Origin of the sequence: Georgenia sp. 311, from assembly GCF_006151955.1 — a bacterium.
Classification (GTDB): domain Bacteria; phylum Actinomycetota; class Actinomycetes; order Actinomycetales; family Actinomycetaceae; genus Oceanitalea; species Oceanitalea wutianyii.
The window spans coordinates 40,735-59,579 of record NZ_VDFS01000048.1 but is presented as its reverse complement, the minus strand read 5'-3'; the positions used below and the strand labels follow the sequence as shown (position 1 = coordinate 59,579).

The 18,845-nt window shown below is 73.5% G+C and carries 15 protein-coding genes; all 15 read left to right on the top strand.

Annotated features, from left to right (window positions below; all coding sequences use genetic code 11):
* The first annotated feature begins 4 nt into the window (after positions 1-4).
* Positions 5-2,689: an alanine--tRNA ligase gene (gene alaS, locus FHE66_RS10605; protein ID WP_139072933.1), complete on the top strand. Its 2,685-nt coding sequence runs from the start codon at positions 5-7 to the stop codon at positions 2,687-2,689.
* Complete coding sequence (gene ruvX / locus FHE66_RS10600; RefSeq protein WP_139072932.1) at positions 2,689-3,183, top strand: Holliday junction resolvase RuvX; 495 nt, start codon at positions 2,689-2,691, stop codon at positions 3,181-3,183. The genes alaS and ruvX overlap by 1 nt, the downstream gene beginning before the upstream one ends.
* Complete coding sequence (gene mltG / locus FHE66_RS10595; RefSeq protein ID WP_139072931.1) at positions 3,180-4,352, top strand: endolytic transglycosylase MltG; 1,173 nt, start codon at positions 3,180-3,182, stop codon at positions 4,350-4,352. Before ruvX ends, mltG begins: the two co-directional genes overlap by 4 nt.
* A gap of 2 nt (positions 4,353-4,354) precedes the next feature.
* Complete coding sequence (locus tag FHE66_RS10590; protein ID WP_369692763.1) at positions 4,355-5,287, top strand: shikimate dehydrogenase; 933 nt, start codon at positions 4,355-4,357, stop codon at positions 5,285-5,287.
* Between the two features lie 64 nt (positions 5,288-5,351).
* Positions 5,352-5,867: a prepilin peptidase gene (locus tag FHE66_RS10585; RefSeq protein WP_139948448.1), complete on the top strand. Its 516-nt coding sequence runs from the start codon at positions 5,352-5,354 to the stop codon at positions 5,865-5,867.
* Positions 5,868-5,937: 70 nt separating this feature from the next.
* The gene (aroC, locus tag FHE66_RS10580; protein WP_218013684.1) at positions 5,938-7,149 is read left to right on the top strand and encodes a chorismate synthase; all 1,212 of its coding nucleotides are present in this window, start codon (positions 5,938-5,940) and stop codon (positions 7,147-7,149) included.
* The gene (locus FHE66_RS10575) at positions 7,146-7,685 is read left to right on the top strand and encodes a shikimate kinase (RefSeq protein ID WP_139072928.1); all 540 of its coding nucleotides are present in this window, start codon (positions 7,146-7,148) and stop codon (positions 7,683-7,685) included. The genes aroC and FHE66_RS10575 overlap by 4 nt, the downstream gene beginning before the upstream one ends.
* A complete protein-coding gene (gene aroB, locus FHE66_RS10570) occupies positions 7,682-8,761 on the top strand; it encodes a 3-dehydroquinate synthase (protein ID WP_139072927.1) in 1,080 nt (359 codons plus the stop codon). Before FHE66_RS10575 ends, aroB begins: the two co-directional genes overlap by 4 nt.
* Positions 8,762-8,807: 46 nt before the next feature.
* A complete protein-coding gene (locus FHE66_RS10565; protein ID WP_139072926.1) occupies positions 8,808-9,419 on the top strand; it encodes a hypothetical protein in 612 nt (203 codons plus the stop codon).
* Positions 9,416-9,787 (top strand): hypothetical protein, encoded by a 372-nt coding sequence (locus tag FHE66_RS10560; protein WP_139072925.1) that lies wholly within the window; start codon positions 9,416-9,418, stop codon positions 9,785-9,787. Before FHE66_RS10565 ends, FHE66_RS10560 begins: the two co-directional genes overlap by 4 nt.
* A gap of 29 nt (positions 9,788-9,816) precedes the next feature.
* Positions 9,817-10,380 (top strand): elongation factor P, encoded by a 564-nt coding sequence (gene efp, locus FHE66_RS10555; RefSeq protein ID WP_139072924.1) that lies wholly within the window; start codon positions 9,817-9,819, stop codon positions 10,378-10,380.
* Position 10,381: 1 nt separating this feature from the next.
* The gene (nusB, locus tag FHE66_RS10550; RefSeq protein ID WP_139072923.1) at positions 10,382-10,813 is read left to right on the top strand and encodes a transcription antitermination factor NusB; all 432 of its coding nucleotides are present in this window, start codon (positions 10,382-10,384) and stop codon (positions 10,811-10,813) included.
* A gap of 511 nt (positions 10,814-11,324) precedes the next feature.
* A complete protein-coding gene (gltB, locus tag FHE66_RS10545; protein WP_139072922.1) occupies positions 11,325-15,899 on the top strand; it encodes a glutamate synthase large subunit in 4,575 nt (1,524 codons plus the stop codon).
* Positions 15,892-17,388, top strand: a complete 1,497-nt coding sequence (locus FHE66_RS10540) for a glutamate synthase subunit beta (protein ID WP_139072921.1) — start codon at positions 15,892-15,894, stop codon at positions 17,386-17,388. The genes gltB and FHE66_RS10540 overlap by 8 nt, the downstream gene beginning before the upstream one ends.
* 72 nt (positions 17,389-17,460) lie before the next feature.
* Positions 17,461-18,845: pyruvate kinase (gene pyk / locus FHE66_RS10535; protein WP_139072947.1), on the top strand; the 1,385-nt coding region annotated here is incomplete at its 3' end.

Genomic DNA, 18,845 nt, shown 5'->3' with positions numbered 1-18,845 from the left:
TTCCATGCGCACCGCCGAGATCCGATCCCGCTGGCTCGACTACTTCGCCAAGCACGACCACGAGATCGCACCGAGCGTCCCGCTCGTGTCCCCCGACCCGTCGATCCTCTTCACGATCGCCGGGATGGTCCCCTTCATCCCCTACATCGTGGGGACCCAGGAGGCGCCGTGGCCGCGGGTGGCGTCGGTGCAGAAGTGCCTGCGCACCAACGACATCGAGAACGTCGGCCGGACGACGCGTCACGGCACGTTCTTCCAGATGAACGGCAACTTCTCCTTCGGTGACTACTTCAAGGAAGGGGCCATCAACTACGCCTGGGACCTGCTGACGACGTCGCAGGCCGAGGGTGGCTACGGTCTCGAGGGCGACCGCCTGTGGGTGACGATCTGGGACGAGGACGCCGAGGCGCTCGACGCGCTCACCCGGGTGGGCGTGGACCCGCGGCACATCGTGCGCCTGCCGCGCGAGGAGAACTTCTGGGACACCGGACGCCCCGGCCCGGCCGGCCCGTGCGCCGAGTTCCACTACGACCGTGGCCCGGAGTTCGGCCCGGAGGCCGTCGGCGGGACCGTCGACCCCGGTGGCGACCGCTACCTGGAGATCTGGAACCTCGTCTTCGACCAGTTCCTCCGCGGTGAGGGCACCGGCAAGGACTACCCGCTCATCCGCGAGCTCGAGCACAAGAGCATCGACACCGGCGCGGGCCTGGAGCGCATCGCCTACCTGCTCCAGGGCAAGAGCAACATGTACGAGATCGATGAGGTCTTCCCCCTCATCGAGCGCACCCAGGAGCTCACCAGCCGCCGCTACGGCGCGGACGTCGAGGACGACGTGCGGATGCGGGTCGTGGCCGACCACGTCCGCTCCTCCCTCATGCTCATCGGCGACGGCGTGCGCCCGGGCAACGACGGCCGCGGCTACGTGCTGCGCCGCCTCATCCGCCGCGCCGTGCGCTCGGTGCGCCTCCTCGGCGTCGACGAGCCGGCGCTGCCGCACCTGCTGCCCGTCGCCAAGGACGCGATGGCGGCGTCCTACCCCGAGCTCGAGCAGCGCTTCGCGAGCATCAGCGAGGTCGCCTACGGCGAGGAGGAGGCCTTCCGCCGCACCCTCGTCGCCGGCACGACGATCCTCGACACCGCCGTGAGCAAGGCGAAGGCGGCCGCGGACGGCCGTCCCCGGCTCGGCGGCGCCGACGCGTTCGCGCTCCACGACACCTACGGCTTCCCGATCGACCTCACCCTCGAGATGGCCGCCGAGCAGGGCGTGAGCGTGGACGAGCAGGGCTTCCGCGAGCTCATGGCCGAGCAGCGCGAGCGCGCCCGCGCCGACGCCCTCGCCAAGAAGGCCGGGCACGTCGACCCGGCGCAGTACCGCGAGCTGCAGACCCGCCTGGGCGGGGACACCCTCTTCCTCGGCTACACCGACCTCACCAGCGAGGCGCGCGTCGTCGGGCTGCTCGTCGACGGCAGGGCCGTCCCGGCGGCGACCGCTCCTGCCGACGTCGAGGTCGTCCTGGACCGCACGCCGTTCTACGCCGAGGCCGGTGGCCAGCTCGCCGACCACGGCTCGATCAGCCTCCAGGGCGGGGGCATCGTCGCGGTCGACGACGTCCAGGCGCCGGTCAAGGGCCTGGTCGTGCACCGCGGCCGGCTCACCGAGGGCACCGTGACCCTCGACGAGAACGGCGTGGCGATGATCGACGTCACCCGCCGCAAGGCGATCGCCCAGGCGCACAGCGCCACCCACATGGTCCACAAGGCGCTGCACGAGTCCCTCGGCGACCAGGCGACGCAGGCCGGCTCGGAGAACGCGCCCTCGCGGCTGCGCTTCGACTTCCGCCACGGCTCGCAGGTCCCGGCCAGCGTCCTCGGCGAGATCGAGGAGCGGGTCAACGGCCAGCTCCTGGAGAACCTCGACGTCAGCGACGAGGTCATGGACATCGACGACGCCCTCGCCTCCGGCGCGATGGCGCTCTTCGGCCAGAAGTACGGCTCGAGGGTGCGTGTCGTGTCGATCGGCGGGGACTGGTCCAAGGAGCTGTGCGCGGGCACCCACGTGCCCTCCACCGGCCACATCGGGCGGGTCACCCTGCTCGGTGAGTCCTCCATCGGCTCGGGCGTGCGCCGCGTCGACGCCCTCGTCGGCGCCGGCGCCTACGGCTTCCAGGCCAAGGAGCACGTCCTCGTCGGTCAGGTGACGAGCATGCTCGGCGGGCGTCCGGAGGAGCTGCCCGAGCGGGTCTCCAGCCTCATGAGCCGGCTCAAGGCCGCCGAGAAGGAGCTCGCGACGCTGCGTCGCCAGCAGCTCCTCGCCGGCGCCCGGCAGGTCGCCGACTCCGCTCAGGACGTCGCCGGCACCCTCGTCGTCGTGCACGACGCCGGGGAGGTCGCGGGCGACGACCTGCGCACCCTCGCGCTCGACGTGCGCGGGCGGCTCGGGGACGCGCGTCCCGCCGTCGTCGCGGTCGCCGGCACGAGCAACGGCCGCCCGTCCGTCGTCGTCGCGACCAACGCGGGGGCCCGGGACCTCGGCCTGCGCGCCGGCCAGCTCGTCCGCGGCGCCGCCGGGCGCCTCGGCGGTGGCGGCGGGGGCAAGGACGACGTCGCCCAGGGTGGCGGTACCGAGACCGCGGCGGTGCCCGCGGCGCTCGACGGAATTGTCGCCGACGTACGGAGCGTGGTCGCCTGATGACGGACGACTCCCCGACCTTCAGCCGCGGGGTGCGCCTCGGGGTCGACGTCGGTGCCGTGCGGGTCGGTCTCGCACGCAGCGACGCAGACGGACTGCTCGCGACTCCGGTCGAGACGGTCACCGGTGACAGGGACGCCCAGGTGCGACGGATCGTCGAGGTCGCGCAGGAGCTGGGGGCGGTCGCTCTGGTCGTGGGCCTCCCGCGCCAGCTGTCCGGTGCGGAGGGACGTGCTGCGCAGGCGGCGCGGGAGTACGCTCTGGTGCTGGCGCGGGCGTGCTCGCCCGTGCCCGTGCGGCTCGTCGACGAGCGGCTGACGACCGTGAGCGCCCATCAGGCACTGCACCGGTCGGGTCGTCCGGGACGGCAGCACCGCGCGGTCGTCGACCAGGTGGCCGCGGTGATGATCCTGCAGGAGGCATTGGACCAGGAGCGCCGGACGGGTCAGCCGGCGGGGGAGCTCGTCGACCATGGAACGGAGATCGAGTCGTGAGCGACCTCTTCGACCAGACGTTGCTGGCCGACGAACACCATCCTCCCGCCGAGCGCGTCGGACGCGCGGCCAGGCGCGACCGCGCCGCCCGCAAGCGGCGCCGCCGCCGCAGGACGGCCATCGCGGTGACGCTGAGCGTGCTCCTCGTCGCGGCCCTCGCCATCGGTGGCTTCATGGTCCTCCGCCCGCTCTTCGACGGGCGCGAGGCCGCGTCGACCGAGGACTTCGCCGGTCCCGGCAGCGGGAGCGTGTCGGTCGTCATCGCCGAGGGCGCCACCGGCGCCGCGATGGGTGACGCGCTCGTCGCAGCCGGCGTCGTCGCCTCGCGCCAGGCGTTCGTCGAGGCGTTCACCGCCAACCCCGACGCCGCGCAGATCCAGCCGGGCACGTACTCGCTCATGACCGAGATGCGCGCCGAGGACGCGGTGTCCGCACTGCTCAACCCGGCGAACAAGTCCGAGCTGCGGATCACCGTCCCGGAGGGCTGGCGCGCGAGCCAGATCTTCGAGCGCATCGCCAGCGTCGCGCAGATCCCGGTGGAGGAGGTCGAGGCCGCGGCACAGGACCGCGCCGCCATCGGCCTGCCGGAGCAGGCCGCGGACAACCCCGAGGGCTGGTTCGCCGCGACGACCTACATCCTCGAGCCGGACGCCGACGCGACGGAGATCCTCGCCGCGATGGTCGAGCAGACCAAGCGGACCCTCGAGCGCTACGGCGTGCCCGCCGAGGACCAGCACGACGTCCTCACCAAGGCCTCGATCATCGAGCACGAGGTCAACCGCGACGAGGACCGCGGCAAGGTGGCCCGGGTCCTGGAGAACCGCCTGGCGAACTGCTCCGGCGACGGCCTCATCGGCATGGACTCGACGATCAACTACGGGATCGGGCGCTCCGGCGGTGTGCCCGAGCGCTCGGAGCTGAACAACGCGGAGAACCCCTACAACACCCGCATCCACGCCGGGCTCCCGCCGACCCCGATCGGCGCTCCCGGGGCCGCCGCCATCGAGGCGGTGCTCGAGCCGCCAGAGGGTGACTGGTGCTACTTCGTCACCGTCGACCTCGACAGCGGCGAGACCCGGTTCACCGGCGACTACTCCGAGCACCTGCGCAACCAGGAGCTGTTCCGCCAGTGGCTGGCGAACAACCCCACCGAGGAGGACGAGGGCTGAGCGTGAGCAGTGTGCCGGGCGTCCTGCCCACGTACGACCGGGCGCCGACCGGCACGCTGCCGGCCGGCGCGCGCCGCGCCGCCGTGCTCGGCAAGCCCGTGGCCCACTCGCTGTCCCCGGTGCTCCACGACGCGGCGTACGCCGCCCTGGGCATCGACTGGGTCTACGGCGTGGCGGAGGTCGACGAGGCCGGTCTGCGCGGCGTCGTCGCCGCGCTGGACGGGGAGTGGGCCGGGCTCTCGCTCACGATGCCGCTCAAGCACGTCGCCCTCGAGGTCGCGGACGTCGTCGACCCGCTCGCGCAGGTCGTCGGCGCCGTCAACACGCTCATCGTCCAGCCCGGCCCCGGCCGCGGCCTGCTCGTCGGGGCGAACACCGACGTCCACGGCGTCGTCGCGGCCTTGCGCGAGGCGGCCGGCCGTGCGGACTGGCGTCCGCACGGCGCGGTCGTCCTGGGCGGTGGAGCGACGGCGGCCTCCACCCTCGCCGCGCTGGCCGAGCTCGGCATCACCTCCTCCCTCGTGCTCGTGCGCAACCCCGCCCGCGCCGGCGCCCTCCAGCGGGCCGCCCACCGGATGGGGGTGGACATCACCCTGCGGCGGTGGACCTCCGCCGAGCAGGCCGCCGACGCCGTGCGCGCCGCCGACGTCACCGTCTCCACGTTGCCTGCCCACGCCGGTGACGAGCTCGGGGACCACCTCGCCGCGACGGCGCAGGGGCAGGGCGCCGGCCGCGTCCTGCTCGACGTCGCCTACGACCCGTGGCCCAGCCGGCTCGCCGCCGGCTTCACCGCCGACGGCGGGGCCGTCGCCCCGGGGTGGGCGATGCTCCTGCACCAGGCCGCCGAGCAGGTCCGGCTCATGACCGGCCGCCCCGCCCCGGTCGAGGCGATGCGCACGGCGCTGACCGACGCCCTCGCCCGCCGTGGCGGCTGACGCCGCGCTCCCCGGAGCGGCCGGGCGCAGACGCCCTTCGCCGACCGTGCTCGCGGTCGCCTGCGTGGTGGCCGCCGTGCTCGCCGTCGTGCTCCACGGCTGGCGCGCCGACCTGCCGGCCGCCGTCGTGCTCGCCGTCGCCGGGGTCCTCCTCGCTGCCGAGGACCTCGCCTCCCACCGGCTGCCCAACGCCGTCCTCGGCCCGACGGGCGCGGCGCTGGCAGCTCTCCTCGTCCTGGCCGCGGCCCTCACGGGGGAGTGGGCGGGGCTCGGGCGCGCAGCGCTGGCGGCGGTGCTGTGCGGGGCGGGGTACCTGCTCCTCGCGCTGCTGCGGCCCACCGGCCTGGGGATGGGTGACGTCAAGCTCGGCGCCCTGCTCGGCGCCTGGCTGGGGTGGCTCGGCTGGGGTGCCGTCCTGCTCGGGGTGGTCGCCGGGTTCGTCCTCGGTGGCCTCGCCGGGCTGGTGCTCCTCGCCACGCGCCGGGCGACCCGAACCACGGCCATCGCCTTCGGGCCGTGGCTGCTCCTCGGCGCGGCCCTCGCCTCGGTCCTCACCGTGCGCCTCGGCCCGGTGCTCTGAACGCCGCCCCGCCGCTCCGGCTGGCGGACGCGCGGCAAGGACGTCGGTGGGCCGTGGGAGGATGCCGGGCATGCGTTGGTTGACAGCAGGGGAGTCGCACGGGGAGGCCCTCGTCGGGGTCGTCGAGGGGGTTCCCGCCGGTGTGGAGGTGGCCACGGAGGACATCCGCTCGGTCCTCGCCCGGCGGCGTCTCGGCCACGGCCGCGGCGCCCGGATGAAGTTCGAGCAGGACGAGGTGCGCCTGCTCGGCGGTGTGCGCCACGGGCGCACCATGGGCGGCCCTGTGGCCATCGAGATCGCGAACTCCGAGTGGCCCAAGTGGCAGACGGTCATGTCCGCCGACCCGGTCGACACCCGGCTGCTCGAGGTCGACGCCGGCACCGGCGACACCCGTGAGATCGCCCGCAACAAGCCGCTGACCCGCCCGCGGCCCGGGCACGCCGACCTCGTCGGCATGACGAAGTACGCGCTGGAGGACGCCCGGCCGGTGCTCGAGCGCGCCAGCGCGCGGGAGACCGCCACCCGCGTCGCGCTCGGCGCGGTCGCCGCCGCGATCCTCGAGCAGGTCGCCGGTGTGCGGCTCGTCTCGCACGTCGTGTCCGTCGGTGAGGTCGAGGTGCCCGACGGCGCCCCCCTGCCCGGCCCGGACGACGTCGCCGCCCTCGACGGCGACCCCATCCGCTGCTTCCACCCGGAGACGTCGGCCGCGATGGTCGCGGAGATCGACGAGTGCCGCAGGGACGGCGACACCCTCGGCGGCGTCGTCGAGGTGCTCGTCTACGGACTGCCGCCCGGTCTCGGCTCCTTCGTCCACGGGGACCGCAAGCTCGACGCGCGCCTCGCCGGCGCGCTCATGGGCATCCAGGCGATCAAGGGCGTCGAGGTCGGTGACGGCTTCCGCACCGCCCGGCGCCGCGGCTCGGTCGCCCACGACGAGATCGTCCGCGACGCCCACGGCGTGCGCCGCACGACCAACCGGGCCGGTGGCATCGAGGGCGGGATGAGCAACGGTGAGGTGCTGCGTGTGCGCGCCGCCCTCAAGCCGATCTCCACCGTCCCCCGCGCCCTGCGGACCATCGACGTCGCCACCGGTGAGGCGGCTACCGCCATCCACCAGCGCTCCGACGTCTGCGCCGCCGCGCCGGCCGCGGTCATCGCCGAGGCCATGACCGCCCTCGTGCTCGCCGACGCGCTCCTGGAGAAGACCGGCGGTGACTCCGTCGCGGAGTGCCGGCGCAACCTCACCTCCTACCTCGAGTCGATCCCGGAGGTGCTGCGATGAGCGCCCGACGCGCCACCGTCGTCCTCGTCGGTCCTCCCGGTGCGGGGAAGACCACCGTCGGCGGCGAGCTCGCCCGGCTCCTCGGCGTCGAGCTCCTCGACACCGACGAGGACGTGGAGCGCCGCGAGGGCCGCACGATCAGCGACATCTTCATCGACGACGGCGAGGCGCACTTCCGCGCGCTCGAGCACGCGGCCGTGGTCCGGGCGCTGGAGGCGCACGAGGGGGTCGTCGCGCTGGGCGGGGGAGCGGTCGAGCACCCCGAGACCCGCGCCGCGCTGCGCTCGGTGCCCGTCGTCTACCTCGACGTCTCCATGGCCAAGGCCCTGCCGCGGGTGGGACTGTCCGGAGCGCGCCCGCTCCTCGTCGACAGCCCCAGGGCCCGCTGGAAGGCCCTCATGGACGCCCGGCGCCCGCTGTACCAGGAGGTTGCCGGCCTCGTCGTCCTCACCGACGACGAACCCGTCGAGCGCCTCGCCACGCTCATCGCCGAGGCGCTGGAGCGCGGGGAGCTGCGCCCCCGGGACGAGACATGATCGAGGCGCGCGTGCCCGTGCGGGCCGAGCACGACTACGAGGTGCTCATCGGCCGGGGCCTGGAGGCCGAGACCGCGCGAGCCGTGGGCAGTGAGCCCCGCCGGGTGCTGCTCGTCCACCAGCCGCCGCTCGCCGAGCGCGCCGCCCGGCTCGCCGACGTGCTGCGCGACGCCGGTCACGAGGTGCTCCCCGCCGAGGTGCCCGACGGCGAGGCGGCCAAGACCGCCGCCGTCCTCACCGACCTGTGGGGCCGCCTCGGCCGCGCCGCCTTCACCCGCCAGGACGTCGTCGTCGGGCTCGGGGGAGGGGCGGCCACCGACCTCGCCGGGTTCGTCGCCGCCTCGTGGCTCCGTGGCGTGGCCGTCGTCCACGTGCCCACGACCCTCCTCGGCATGGTCGACGCCGCCGTCGGCGGGAAGGCCGCGATCAACACGGCGGAGGGCAAGAACCTCGTCGGAGCCTTCCACTCGCCCCGCGCCGTCGTGTGCGACCTCGACACCCTCGCCACGCTGCCGCCCCAGGACCACGCCGCGGGTCTGGCCGAGGTCGTCAAGTGCGGCTTCATCGCCGACCCCCGCATCCTCGAGCTCGTCGAGGCCGACGCCGGCGCGGCGGCCCTCGACCCGTCCACGCCGGTGCTCGCCGAGCTCGTCCGCCGCGCGGTCGAGGTCAAGGCCGACGTCGTGTCCGCCGACCTGCGTGAGGCCGGGCGCCGCGAGTTCCTCAACTACGGCCACACCCTCGCGCACGCGATCGAGCTGAGCGAGGACTTCCGCTGGCGGCACGGCGACGCCGTCGCCGTCGGGATGGTCTTCGCCGCCGAGCTCGCCCGCGCCGCCGGCCGCCTCGACCCCGCCGACGTCGCACGTCACCGCGAGGTGCTCGGGATGCTCGGCCTGCCGACCACCTACCGCCAGGACCGGTGGGCGGAGCTCCTCGAGGCCATGGGCCGCGACAAGAAGACCCGTGGCTCGACCCTCCGTTTCGTCGTCCTCGACGGGATCGGCCGGCCGGGTCGCCTCGAGGGTCCCGACCCCGAGCTGCTGCGCAGCGCGTACGCCACCCTCGCGAGATGAAGGCCTGGGCCTTGATCGGCGCGCATCAAGGGCTTAGCCTTGCGACATGTTCGTCATGACGGCCGACCAGAAGGGCAGCCGCCGGCGGGGTGACGCCGTCCCCGGGCTGCTCACCGCCGTGTCCGCCTGGGCCGAGGAGTGGGGCGACCCGTTCGTCCTGCCCGTCCAGCGCACCGTGGGCGACGAGGTCCAGGGTGTGCTCGCCGACCCCGCGGCCGTCGTCAGCCTGGCTCTGCTCCTCCAGCGGCTCGGCGGGTGGAGCGTGGGGATCGGCGCGGGCCCGGTCACCGAGCCGTTGGCGTCGAGCGCGCCGGAGAGCGCCGGTGAGGCGTTCGTCCTCGCACGCGACGCCGTCGAGCGCGCCCGCGGACGGGCCGTGAGCGTCCCGCTCGCCGTCGCCGGCGCCGAGCCCCGCGCCGCCGAGGAGGCCGAGGCGCTCCTCCAGCTCCTCGCCGCCGTCGTCCGCCGGCGCACCGCCGCCGGCTGGGAGGTCGTCGACCTCATGGCGCGCGTCGGCACGCAGCGGGAGGCCGCCAACCGGCTGGGCATCAGCGCCCAGGCGGTGAGCCAGCGCCTCGACACCGCGCTGTGGCACGAGGAGACCCGCCTGCACCCCCTCGCCGCGCGGCTGCTGCGGACCGCGGAGGTGGCGGCATGACGTGGGCCGCCGCCGGGGTCGTCGCCGGAGCGCTCGTCCTGTCGGTCCTCCTGGGCCGAGTCGTCACGGCGCTCGTGCTCCGGCGCGTGGAGTCCGAGGCCCCCGGGAACGGGGTGCTGCGAGGCGGCGCGTGGATCGGGATGCTCGAGCGGGCCGCCATCACCGGCTCCTTCCTCGCCGGGTTCCCCGAGGGCATCGCCGTCGTCCTCGCCGTCAAGGGCCTGGGCCGCTACCCGGAGCTGCGCGAGAGCCACCCGGACAAGCGCAGCCCCGCTGCGGAGCGGTTCATCATCGGCACGCTCATCTCCTACACGTGGGCCGGTGCGTGCGCTGCGCTGGGAGCCTGGGGCCTCCACGCGTTAGGCTGACTGGCGCTCATCCCCGAAAGGACATCCCTGTGGCCACCACGAACGACCTGAAGAACGGCATGGTGCTCGTCATCGACGGCAACCTCTGGTCCGTCGTCGAGTTCCAGCACGTCAAGCCCGGCAAGGGTCCGGCCTTCGTGCGGACCAAGATCAAGAACGTGCTCTCGGGCAAGACGGTCGACAAGACCTTCAACGCCGGCGTCAAGGTCGAGACCGCGACCGTCGACCGGCGCGACATGCAGTACCTGTACCAGGACGGCGACGACTACGTCTTCATGGACACCTCGACCTACGACCAGCTGCCGGTGAGCGGCGACGTCGTCGGCGACGCGGCGAACTTCCTCCTCGAGGGCCAGATCGCCACGGTGGCCACCCACGAGGGCCGGGTCCTCTACATCGACCTGCCCGCCTCGGTCGTCCTCGAGATCACCTACACCGAGCCCGGCCTCCAGGGCGACCGTTCCTCGGCCGGCACGAAGCCCGCGACCGTCGAGACCGGCTACGAGATCCAGGTGCCCCTGTTCCTCGAGCAGGGGACCAAGGTCAAGGTCGACACCCGCACCGGGGCCTACCTCGGCCGCGTGAACGACTGAGATGGCCGCACGCAGCAAGGCGCGGGCGCGCGCCGTGGACGTCCTCTACGAGGCCGACCAGCGCGCGCTCGCCGGCTGGGACGTCGAGCTCCGGGAGCTGCTCGCGCAGCGCCTCGAGCGCACGACCGCCCAGACCGCCCTCCCGCAGTACGCCGTCGACATCGTCGAGGGCGTGGCCGACCACGCGGCCGAGATCGACGAGCTCATCACCACCTACGCCCAGGACTGGACGCTGCCGCGGATGCCCGCGGTCGACCGTGCCATCCTGCGGCTGGGCGTGTGGGAGCTGATGTTCAACGACGACGTGCCCGGTGCCGTCGCCGTCGACGAGGCGGTCGCCCTCGCGACCAAGCTCTCGACCGACGAGTCGCCGCGGTTCGTCAACGGCCTCCTCGGCCGGATCCTCCAGCTCGAGGCCGGCGGCCGGGACTAGCGTCCGGCAGGCCGGCCAGCCGCACGTCGCGCGCGTGGGGGCGCAGCCCCACCGACTCGTAGGTGGCCCTGGCCCCGGCGCCGCGGCTGGCCGGCTGCCGGCTCGCCACCTGCCATCTCGGCAGGGGCGCGCCGTGCCCCCGCCACCACGCGGAGAGCTCGCCGGGGTGCCGCCGGCTCGACCAGCCCCACAGGCGGCCGGCGAGCTCGCGCACCCGCCTCAGCGCCCCGCGTCGCAGCCCTGACCAGCTCCGGCTCCACGCCCGCCCCTCCGTCGCGGACCGCTCGCGAGTGACCTTGTCGACCTTGCGCGGAGGCCCCCCACAGGCGCATCGTGGAAGGGAGCGTGACCTCGGTAGGGCGGCCTCGGCCCTCGTACCAGGATGTAAGACGTTCGCCGTGTCCGGGGCCCATATGTCCAACCGCAGGGTCACCGGGGCGTAAAGTCTCGGCACGCTGGGTCAACGGCGCCCCACCTCTCGTCATGGACATCTGTTAATGAAAGGACACTCATGGGGCCGATCCACGGGAACCCGCCGCAGTCCGGAGCGCCGCCGCGTCAGGGGCTGTACGACCCCGCGAACGAGCACGACGCCTGCGGTGTGGCCTTCGTCGCAACCCTCCGTGGCACCCCTTCCCGCGAGATCGTCGAGTCCGCCCTCACGGCGCTCATGAACCTCGACCACCGCGGCGCCGTCGGCGCCGAGGAGGACACCGGCGACGGCGCCGGCATCCTGCTCCAGGTCCCCGACGCCTTCCTCCGCGAGGAGCTCGGCTTCCCCCTGCCCGACCCCGGGTACTACGCCGTCGGCATGGCCTTCCTGCCGGGCGGGACCAGCGCCTCGACCGAGCGCGCCGCCGCCGTCGCCGCCGTCGAGCACATCGCCGCCGAGGAGGGCCTGCGGGTCCTGGGCTGGCGTGAGGTCCCCGTCGTCGCCGACCTCGTCGGCCCGATGGCCCGTTCGACCATGCCGGCCCTGCGCCACCTCGTCGTCACCGACGCCGACGGGACGCGCTCCGGCGTCGCGCTCGACCGCCTCGCCTACCGGCTGCGCAAGCGCGCCGAGCACGAGGTGGGCGTCTACCTCGCCTCGCTGTCCTCGCGCACCCTCGTCTACAAGGGGATGCTCACGACGACGCAGCTCGCGCCCTTCTTCCCCGACCTCGGGGACCCGCGGATGGTGAGCGCACTCGCGCTCGTCCACTCGCGCTTCTCGACGAACACCTTCCCCTCCTGGCCGCTGGCCCAGCCGTTCCGGCTCGTCGCGCACAACGGTGAGATCAACACGGTGCGCGGCAACCGCAACTGGATGGGGGCGCGCGAGGGCGTGGCCTCCAGCGAGCTGCTCGGGGACCTCGAGCCGCTGCTGCCGATCTGCCCGCCGGGGGCGAGCGACTCCGCGTCCTTCGACGAGGTGCTCGAGCTGCTCCACCTCGCCGGCCGCTCCCTGCCGCACGCCGTGCTCATGATGATCCCCGAGGCGTGGCAGAACCACGCCGAGATGGACGCCTCACGCCGCGCCTTCTACGAGTACAACTCCACGATCATGGAGCCGTGGGACGGCCCCGCGGCCATGACCTTCACCGACGGCACGCTCATCGGGGCGGTGCTCGACCGCAACGGCCTGCGCCCGGCCCGCTACTGGGTGACCGACGACATCGTCGTCCTCGCCTCGGAGGCCGGGGTGCTCGACCTCGACCCCTCGACGATCACCCGCAAGGGACGCCTCGAGCCAGGGCGCATGTTCCTCGTGGACACCGCCGCCGGGGAGGTCGTGGACGACGACGCCCTCAAGGCCGAGCTCGCCGCCCAGCACCCGCACGCCGACTGGCTCGCCGAGCACACCCTGCACCTGGGTGACCTGCCCGACCGCGAGCACGTCCTGCACTCGCGCTCCTCGGTGGTCCGCCGCCAGCAGGTGTTCGGGTACAGCGACGAGGAGCTGCGCATCGTCCTGGCGCCGATGGCCCAGACCGGTGCCGAGGCGCTCGGGTCGATGGGCACCGACACGCCGGTCGCCGTGCTCTCCAGCCGTCCGCGCCTGCTCTTCGACTACTTCGCCCAGCAGTTCGCGCAGGTGACCAACCCGCCGCTCGACGCGATCCGCGAGGAGCTCGTCACCTCCCTCGGCGGCGCGATCGGCCCCGAGCCCAACCTCCTCGCCGACCTGCCCGAGCACGCGCGCAAGCTCGTCCTGCCGTTCCCGACGATTGACAACGACCAGCTCGCCAAGATCGCCCACCTCGGCACGGCGCGCGCCGCCAAGGGCCTGAGCTCGGTCGTCGTGTCCGGCCTGTACCCCGTCGCCGGCGGGGGAGCGGCGCTCGAGCAGCGCCTGCAGGAGATCTTCGCGGAGGTCGACGAGGCCATCGAGCGTGGCGTGAGCTTCATCGTGCTGTCCGACCGGCACGCCACCGCCACGCTCGCCCCGATCCCCTCCCTGCTCCTCACCGCCGCGGTGCACCACCACACGCTGCGCCGCCGCACCCGCACGAAGGTCAGCCTCCTCGTCGAGGCCGGGGACGTGCGCGAGGTCCACCACGTCGCCATGCTCATCGGCTACGGCGCGGCGGCGGTCAACCCCTACCTCGCGATGGAGAGCGCCGAGGAGCTCGTCCTCGGGGGCACGGTCACCGGGGTCAGCGCCGAGCAGGCGGTCGCCAACGTGATCCGCGCGCTGGGCAAGGGCGTGCTCAAGGTCATGAGCAAGATGGGGATCTCCACGGTCTCCTCCTACCGCGGCGCGCAGGTGTTCGAGTCCCTCGGCCTGTCCCGCGAGCTCGTCGACACCTACTTCACCGGCACACCCGCCCCGATCGACGGCGTCGGCCTCGACGTCGTTGCCGCGGAGGTCGCCGCCCGCCACGCGACCGCCTACCCGCCCTCGGGCATCTCCCCGGCCCACCGCAGCCTGCGCGTGGGCGGGGAGTACCAGTGGCGCCGCGAGGGCGAGCCGCACCTGTTCGACCCCGAGACCGTCTTCCGGCTCCAGCACGCCACCCGTTCGCGCAAGATGGACGTGTTCCGCGACTACACCCGCCGGGTGGACGAGCAGTCCGAGCGGCTCATGACGCTGCGCGGCCTGTTCCGCCTGCGGACGGGGGAGCGCCCGCCGGTGCCGATCGACGAGGTCGAGCCGGTGAGCGAGATCGTCAAGCGCTTCTCCACGGGCGCCATGTCCTACGGCTCGATCTCCGCCGAGGCGCACGAGACGCTCGCGATCGCCATGAACACCCTCGGTGCCAAGTCCAACAGCGGTGAGGGCGGGGAGGACACCGACCGCCTCCACGACCCGCTGCGCCGCTCGGCGATCAAGCAGGTCGCCTCCGGACGGTTCGGCGTCACGGCCGACTACCTGAGCAGCGCGGACGACATCCAGATCAAGGTCGCGCAGGGCGCCAAGCCGGGCGAGGGCGGGCAGCTGCCCGGCCCGAAGGTCTACCCGTGGGTGGCCGGCACCCGGCACTCCACGCCGGGCGTCGGGCTCATCTCCCCGCCGCCGCACCACGACATCTACTCCATCGAGGACCTCGCCCAGCTCATCCACGACCTCAAGAACGCCAACCCGCAGGCGCGCGTGCACGTCAAGCTCGTCTCCGAGGTCGGCGTCGGGACCGTGGCGGCGGGCGTCGCCAAGGCGCACGCCGACGTCGTCCTCGTCTCCGGGCACGACGGCGGGACCGGGGCCAGCCCGCTGACCTCGCTCAAGCACGCGGGCGGCCCGTGGGAGCTCGGCCTGGCCGAGACCCAGCAGACGCTCGTGCTCAACGGGCTGCGTGACCGGATCGTCGTCCAGACCGACGGGCAGCTCAAGACGGGGCGCGACGTCCTCATCGCGGCGCTGCTCGGCGCCGAGGAGTACGGCTTCGCCACCGCGCCGCTCGTCGTCGCCGGCTGCGTCATGATGCGCGTGTGCCACCTGGACACCTGCCCGGTCGGCATCGCGACGCAGAACCCCGAGCTGCGCGCGCGGTTCACCGGCCGCGCCGAGCACATCGTCACGTTCTTCGAGTTCGTCGCCCAGGAGGTGCGCGAGCTGCTCGCCTCCCTCGGTCTGCGCTCGATCGACGAGGCCATCGGCCGCGTCGACCTGCTCGACACCGACGAGGCCGTGGGCCACTGGAAGACCGCGGGCCTGGACCTCAGCCCCGTGCTCGCCGACATCGACCCCGCGCCGGGGACGGCCCGGCGGCGCGTGCGCGAGCAGGACCACGGGCTCGACAAGAGCCTCGACGTCGCGCTCATCGAGCAGGCCCGCCCCGCGCTGGAGGACGGCACACCGGTGCGCATCGACGTGCCGGTCCGCAACGTCAACCGCAGCGTCGGCACCCGCCTGGGCCACGAGGTGGCCCGCCGGTACCGCTCCGCGGGGCTGCCGGACGGCACCATCGACGTCACCCTGCGCGGCACGGCGGGGCAGTCCTTCGGGGCGATCCTGCCCGCCGGGATCACCCTGCGGCTGCTCGGCGACGCCAACGACTACGTCGGCAAGTCGCTGTGCGGCGGGCGGATCATCGTCCGGCCCGAGCCCGACTCCCGGCTGCGCGCGGCTGAGAACACCATCGCGGGCAACGTCATCGGCTACGGCGCCACCTCCGGGGAGCTCTTTCTCTCCGGCCGCGTGGGGGAGCGGTTCTGCGTCCGCAACTCCGGCGCGACCACCGTCGTCGAGGGGGTGGGGGACCACGCGCTGGAGTACATGACCGGCGGCACGGTCCTCATCGCCGGTCCGACCGGCCGCAACCTCGGCGCCGGCATGTCCGGCGGCACCGCCTACGTCCTCGACCTCGACCGTGCCCGGGTCAACGCCCCGGCCGTCGCCGACGGCGAGCTCCTCCTCGTCGACCTCGACGCCGAGGACCGCTCGATCGTCCTCGACCTCCTGCGTCGTCACCTCGAGCACACCGGGTCCACCGTCGCCGCCGAGCTCCTCGACGACGCCGACGCCACCTGCGCCCGGTTCGTCAAGGTCCTGCCCCGCCGCTTCGCGGCCGTCTCCGCCGCCCTCGCCGACGCCGCCCAGGAGGGCCTGGACGCCGGCTCCCCGGACGTGTGGAGCACCATCCTGGAGGTGTCCAATGGCTGACCCGCGCGGCTTCCTGACCTACCGGGAGCGCGAGCTTCCCGCCCGCCGTCCGGTGCCCGTCCGCATCCTCGACTTCCACGAGGTCTACGAGCGCCGCCAGGAGGACGCGCCGGCGCTCGTGCGGCAGGCGACCCGCTGCATGGACTGCGGCGTGCCGTTCTGCCACGCGGGCTGCCCGCTCGGCAACCTCATCCCGGAGTGGAACGAGCTCACCCGGCGCGAGGACTGGGAGGCGGCGATCGGCCGGCTCCACGCGACGAACAACTTCCCGGAGTGGACCGGGCGGCTGTGCCCGGCGCCGTGCGAGAGCGCGTGCGTCCTTGGCATCAACCAGCCGCCGGTGACGATCAAGAACATCGAGCAGTCCATCGCGGACAACGCCTGGGAGCAAGGGCTCGTCACCCCCCAGGTGCCGCCGCGGCAGACGGGCCGGACGGTCGCCGTGATCGGCTCCGGGCCGGCCGGCCTGGCCGCCGCGCAGCAGCTCACCCGCGCCGGCCACACCGTCGCGGTGCTCGAGAAGGACGACCGGGTCGGTGGCCTGCTCACCTACGGCATCCCCGACTTCAAGATGGAGAAGGTCCAGGTCACGCGCCGGCTGGAGCAGATGGAGGCCGAGGGCACGATCTTCCGCACGGGGGTCGAGGCCGGGACCACCATCACCGGTGAGGAGCTGCTCGAGCGGTACGACGCCGTCGTCCTCGCGACCGGCTCCACCGTGGCCCGCGAGGTCCCGGTGCCGGGGCGTGAGCTCGACGGCGTCGTGCTCGCCATGGACTACCTCGTCCAGTCCAACCGGGTGGTCGCCGGGGACGTCGTCCCCGACCAGATCCTCGCCACCGGCAAGGACGTCGTGGTCATCGGCGGTGGAGACACCGGCTCCGACTGCTTCGGCACCGCCAAGCGCCAGGGCGCCCGGTCGGTCACCCAGATCGACATCAACGTGCGCCGGCCCGACGAGCGCGCACCCGGCGAGCCGTGGCCGATGGACCCCCGCGTCTTCACCGTCTCGACCTCCCACGAGGAGGGCGGGGAGCGGGTCTTCGGCACCGCGACCCTCGAGCTCCTGTCCGACGGCTCCGCCGGTGAGGGCAAGGTCAGCCACGTCCGCCTCGTCGAGGTGGTCCGCCACGCGGACCGGTCCACGACGCCGGTCGAGGGCACCGAGCGGATCATCCCCGCCCAGCTCGTCCTCATCGCCATCGGGTTCTCCGGGGTGCCGCGCGAGGGCCTCGTGGAGCAGCTCGGGCTCGAGGTCGACGAGCGCGGGCGTGTCGTCCACGACGAGACGTTCGCCACGTCCGTGCCCGGCGTCTTCGTCGCCGGCGACGCGGGCCGCGGCCAGTCGCTCATCGTGTGGGCGATCGCGGAGGGCCGGTCCTGCGCGGCAACCGTGGACCGCTACCTCGGCGGGGGCACTGCGCTGCCCGCCCCGGTGAGCCGTTCCAGCGCGCCGATCGGGGCCGACATCGCCGGACTGGCGCGCTAGCGCAGCGAGGGGGACGTTCGCTGGCCGAACGTCCCCCTCGCGAGGTCCGATTCGGGCGATAGGGTGACAACCATGCGTAGAGCGAAGATCGTGTGCACCATCGGCCCGGCAACGGAGTCCGCAGACCAGATCCAGGCCCTTGTCGACGCGGGGATGGACGTGGCGCGGATCAACCGCAGCCACGGCGACGCCTCCGAGCACGAGGCCGTGTACCACCGGGTGCGCGACGCCGCCCAGGCCTCCGGCCGCGCGGTCGCGGTGCTCGTCGACCTGCAGGGCCCCAAGATCCGCCTCGGGCGGTTCGTCGAGGGCGAGGTCGAGCTCGTCGAGGGCCAGACCTTCACCATCACCACCGAGGACGTCCCCGGTACCGCCGAGATGGCCTCGACGACCTACTCGGGCCTCCCGGGCGACTGCAAGCCCGGTGACCGCATCCTCATCGACGACGGCCGCGTCGCGGTGCGGATCCTCGAGGTCGACGGCCCGCGCGTCGTCACCCGCGTCGAGGTCGCCGGCCCCGTCTCCAACAACAAGGGCCTCAACCTCCCCGGTGTCGCCGTCAGCGTCCCCGCCCTGTCCGAGAAGGACAAGGAGGACCTGCGCTGGGCCGTGCGCCTCGGTGCCGACCTCATCGCGCTGTCCTTCGTGCGCAGCGCGGCGGACATCGACGACGTCCACGCGATCATGGACGAGGAGGGACGCCGCGTCCCCGTCGTCGCCAAGATCGAGAAGCCGCAGGCGGTCGACAACCTCGTCGAGATCGTCGACGCGTTCGACGGCATCATGGTCGCCCGCGGCGACCTCGGCGTCGAGCTGCCCCTCGAGGAGGTGCCGGTCGTCCAGAAGCTGGCGGTCGAGCTCGCCCGTCGCAACGCCAAGCCGGTCATCGTCGCCACCCAGGTGCTCGACTCGATGATCACCAACCCGCGCCCGACCCGCGCCGAGGTGTCCGACTGCGCCAACGCCATCCTCGACGGCGCCGACGCGGTCATGCTCTCCGGTGAGACCTCGGTGGGCCAGTTCCCGATCGAGGCTGTCCGCACGATGGCGCGCATCGTCGAGCACACCGAGGAGGAGGCCAGCGACCGCATCGCGCCGCTCGGCACCACCCCGCACACCCGTGGTGGCGTCATCACCCGTGCGGCCGCCGAGATCGGCGAGCTCCTCGGGGTCAAGTACCTCGTGACCTTCACCCAGTCCGGTGACTCCGCCCGCCGCATGTCGCGGCTGCGCTCCTCGATCCCGCTCCTGGCCTTTACGCCGCTCACCTCCACGCGCAACACCCTCGCGCTGAGCTGGGGCGTGCAGACCTACGAGGTGCCCGAGGTGACCCACACCGACGACATGGTCGCCCACGTCGACAAGGTCCTCCGCAGCTCCGGCCTCGCCGAGGAGGGTGACCGCGTCGTCATCGTCGCGGGCATGCCCCCGGGCAAGGTCGGCACGACCAACTCGAT

What these genes read in the sequence shown, in the direction of transcription:
- ruvX (WP_139072932.1), top strand. Translation starts at nt 2,689, where the DNA reads ATGACGGACGACTCCCCGACCTTCAGCCGCGGGGTGCGCCTCGGGGTC.
- alaS (WP_139072933.1), top strand. Translation starts at nt 5, where the DNA reads ATGCGCACCGCCGAGATCCGATCCCGCTGGCTCGACTACTTCGCCAAG.
- aroC (WP_218013684.1), top strand. Translation starts at nt 5,938, where the DNA reads ATGCGTTGGTTGACAGCAGGGGAGTCGCACGGGGAGGCCCTCGTCGGG.
- FHE66_RS10560 (WP_139072925.1), top strand. Translation starts at nt 9,416, where the DNA reads ATGACGTGGGCCGCCGCCGGGGTCGTCGCCGGAGCGCTCGTCCTGTCG.
- aroB (WP_139072927.1), top strand. Translation starts at nt 7,682, where the DNA reads ATGATCGAGGCGCGCGTGCCCGTGCGGGCCGAGCACGACTACGAGGTG.
- nusB (WP_139072923.1), top strand. Translation starts at nt 10,382, where the DNA reads ATGGCCGCACGCAGCAAGGCGCGGGCGCGCGCCGTGGACGTCCTCTAC.
- FHE66_RS10565 (WP_139072926.1), top strand. Translation starts at nt 8,808, where the DNA reads ATGTTCGTCATGACGGCCGACCAGAAGGGCAGCCGCCGGCGGGGTGAC.
- gltB (WP_139072922.1), top strand. Translation starts at nt 11,325, where the DNA reads ATGGGGCCGATCCACGGGAACCCGCCGCAGTCCGGAGCGCCGCCGCGT.
- FHE66_RS10540 (WP_139072921.1), top strand. Translation starts at nt 15,892, where the DNA reads ATGGCTGACCCGCGCGGCTTCCTGACCTACCGGGAGCGCGAGCTTCCC.
- FHE66_RS10575 (WP_139072928.1), top strand. Translation starts at nt 7,146, where the DNA reads ATGAGCGCCCGACGCGCCACCGTCGTCCTCGTCGGTCCTCCCGGTGCG.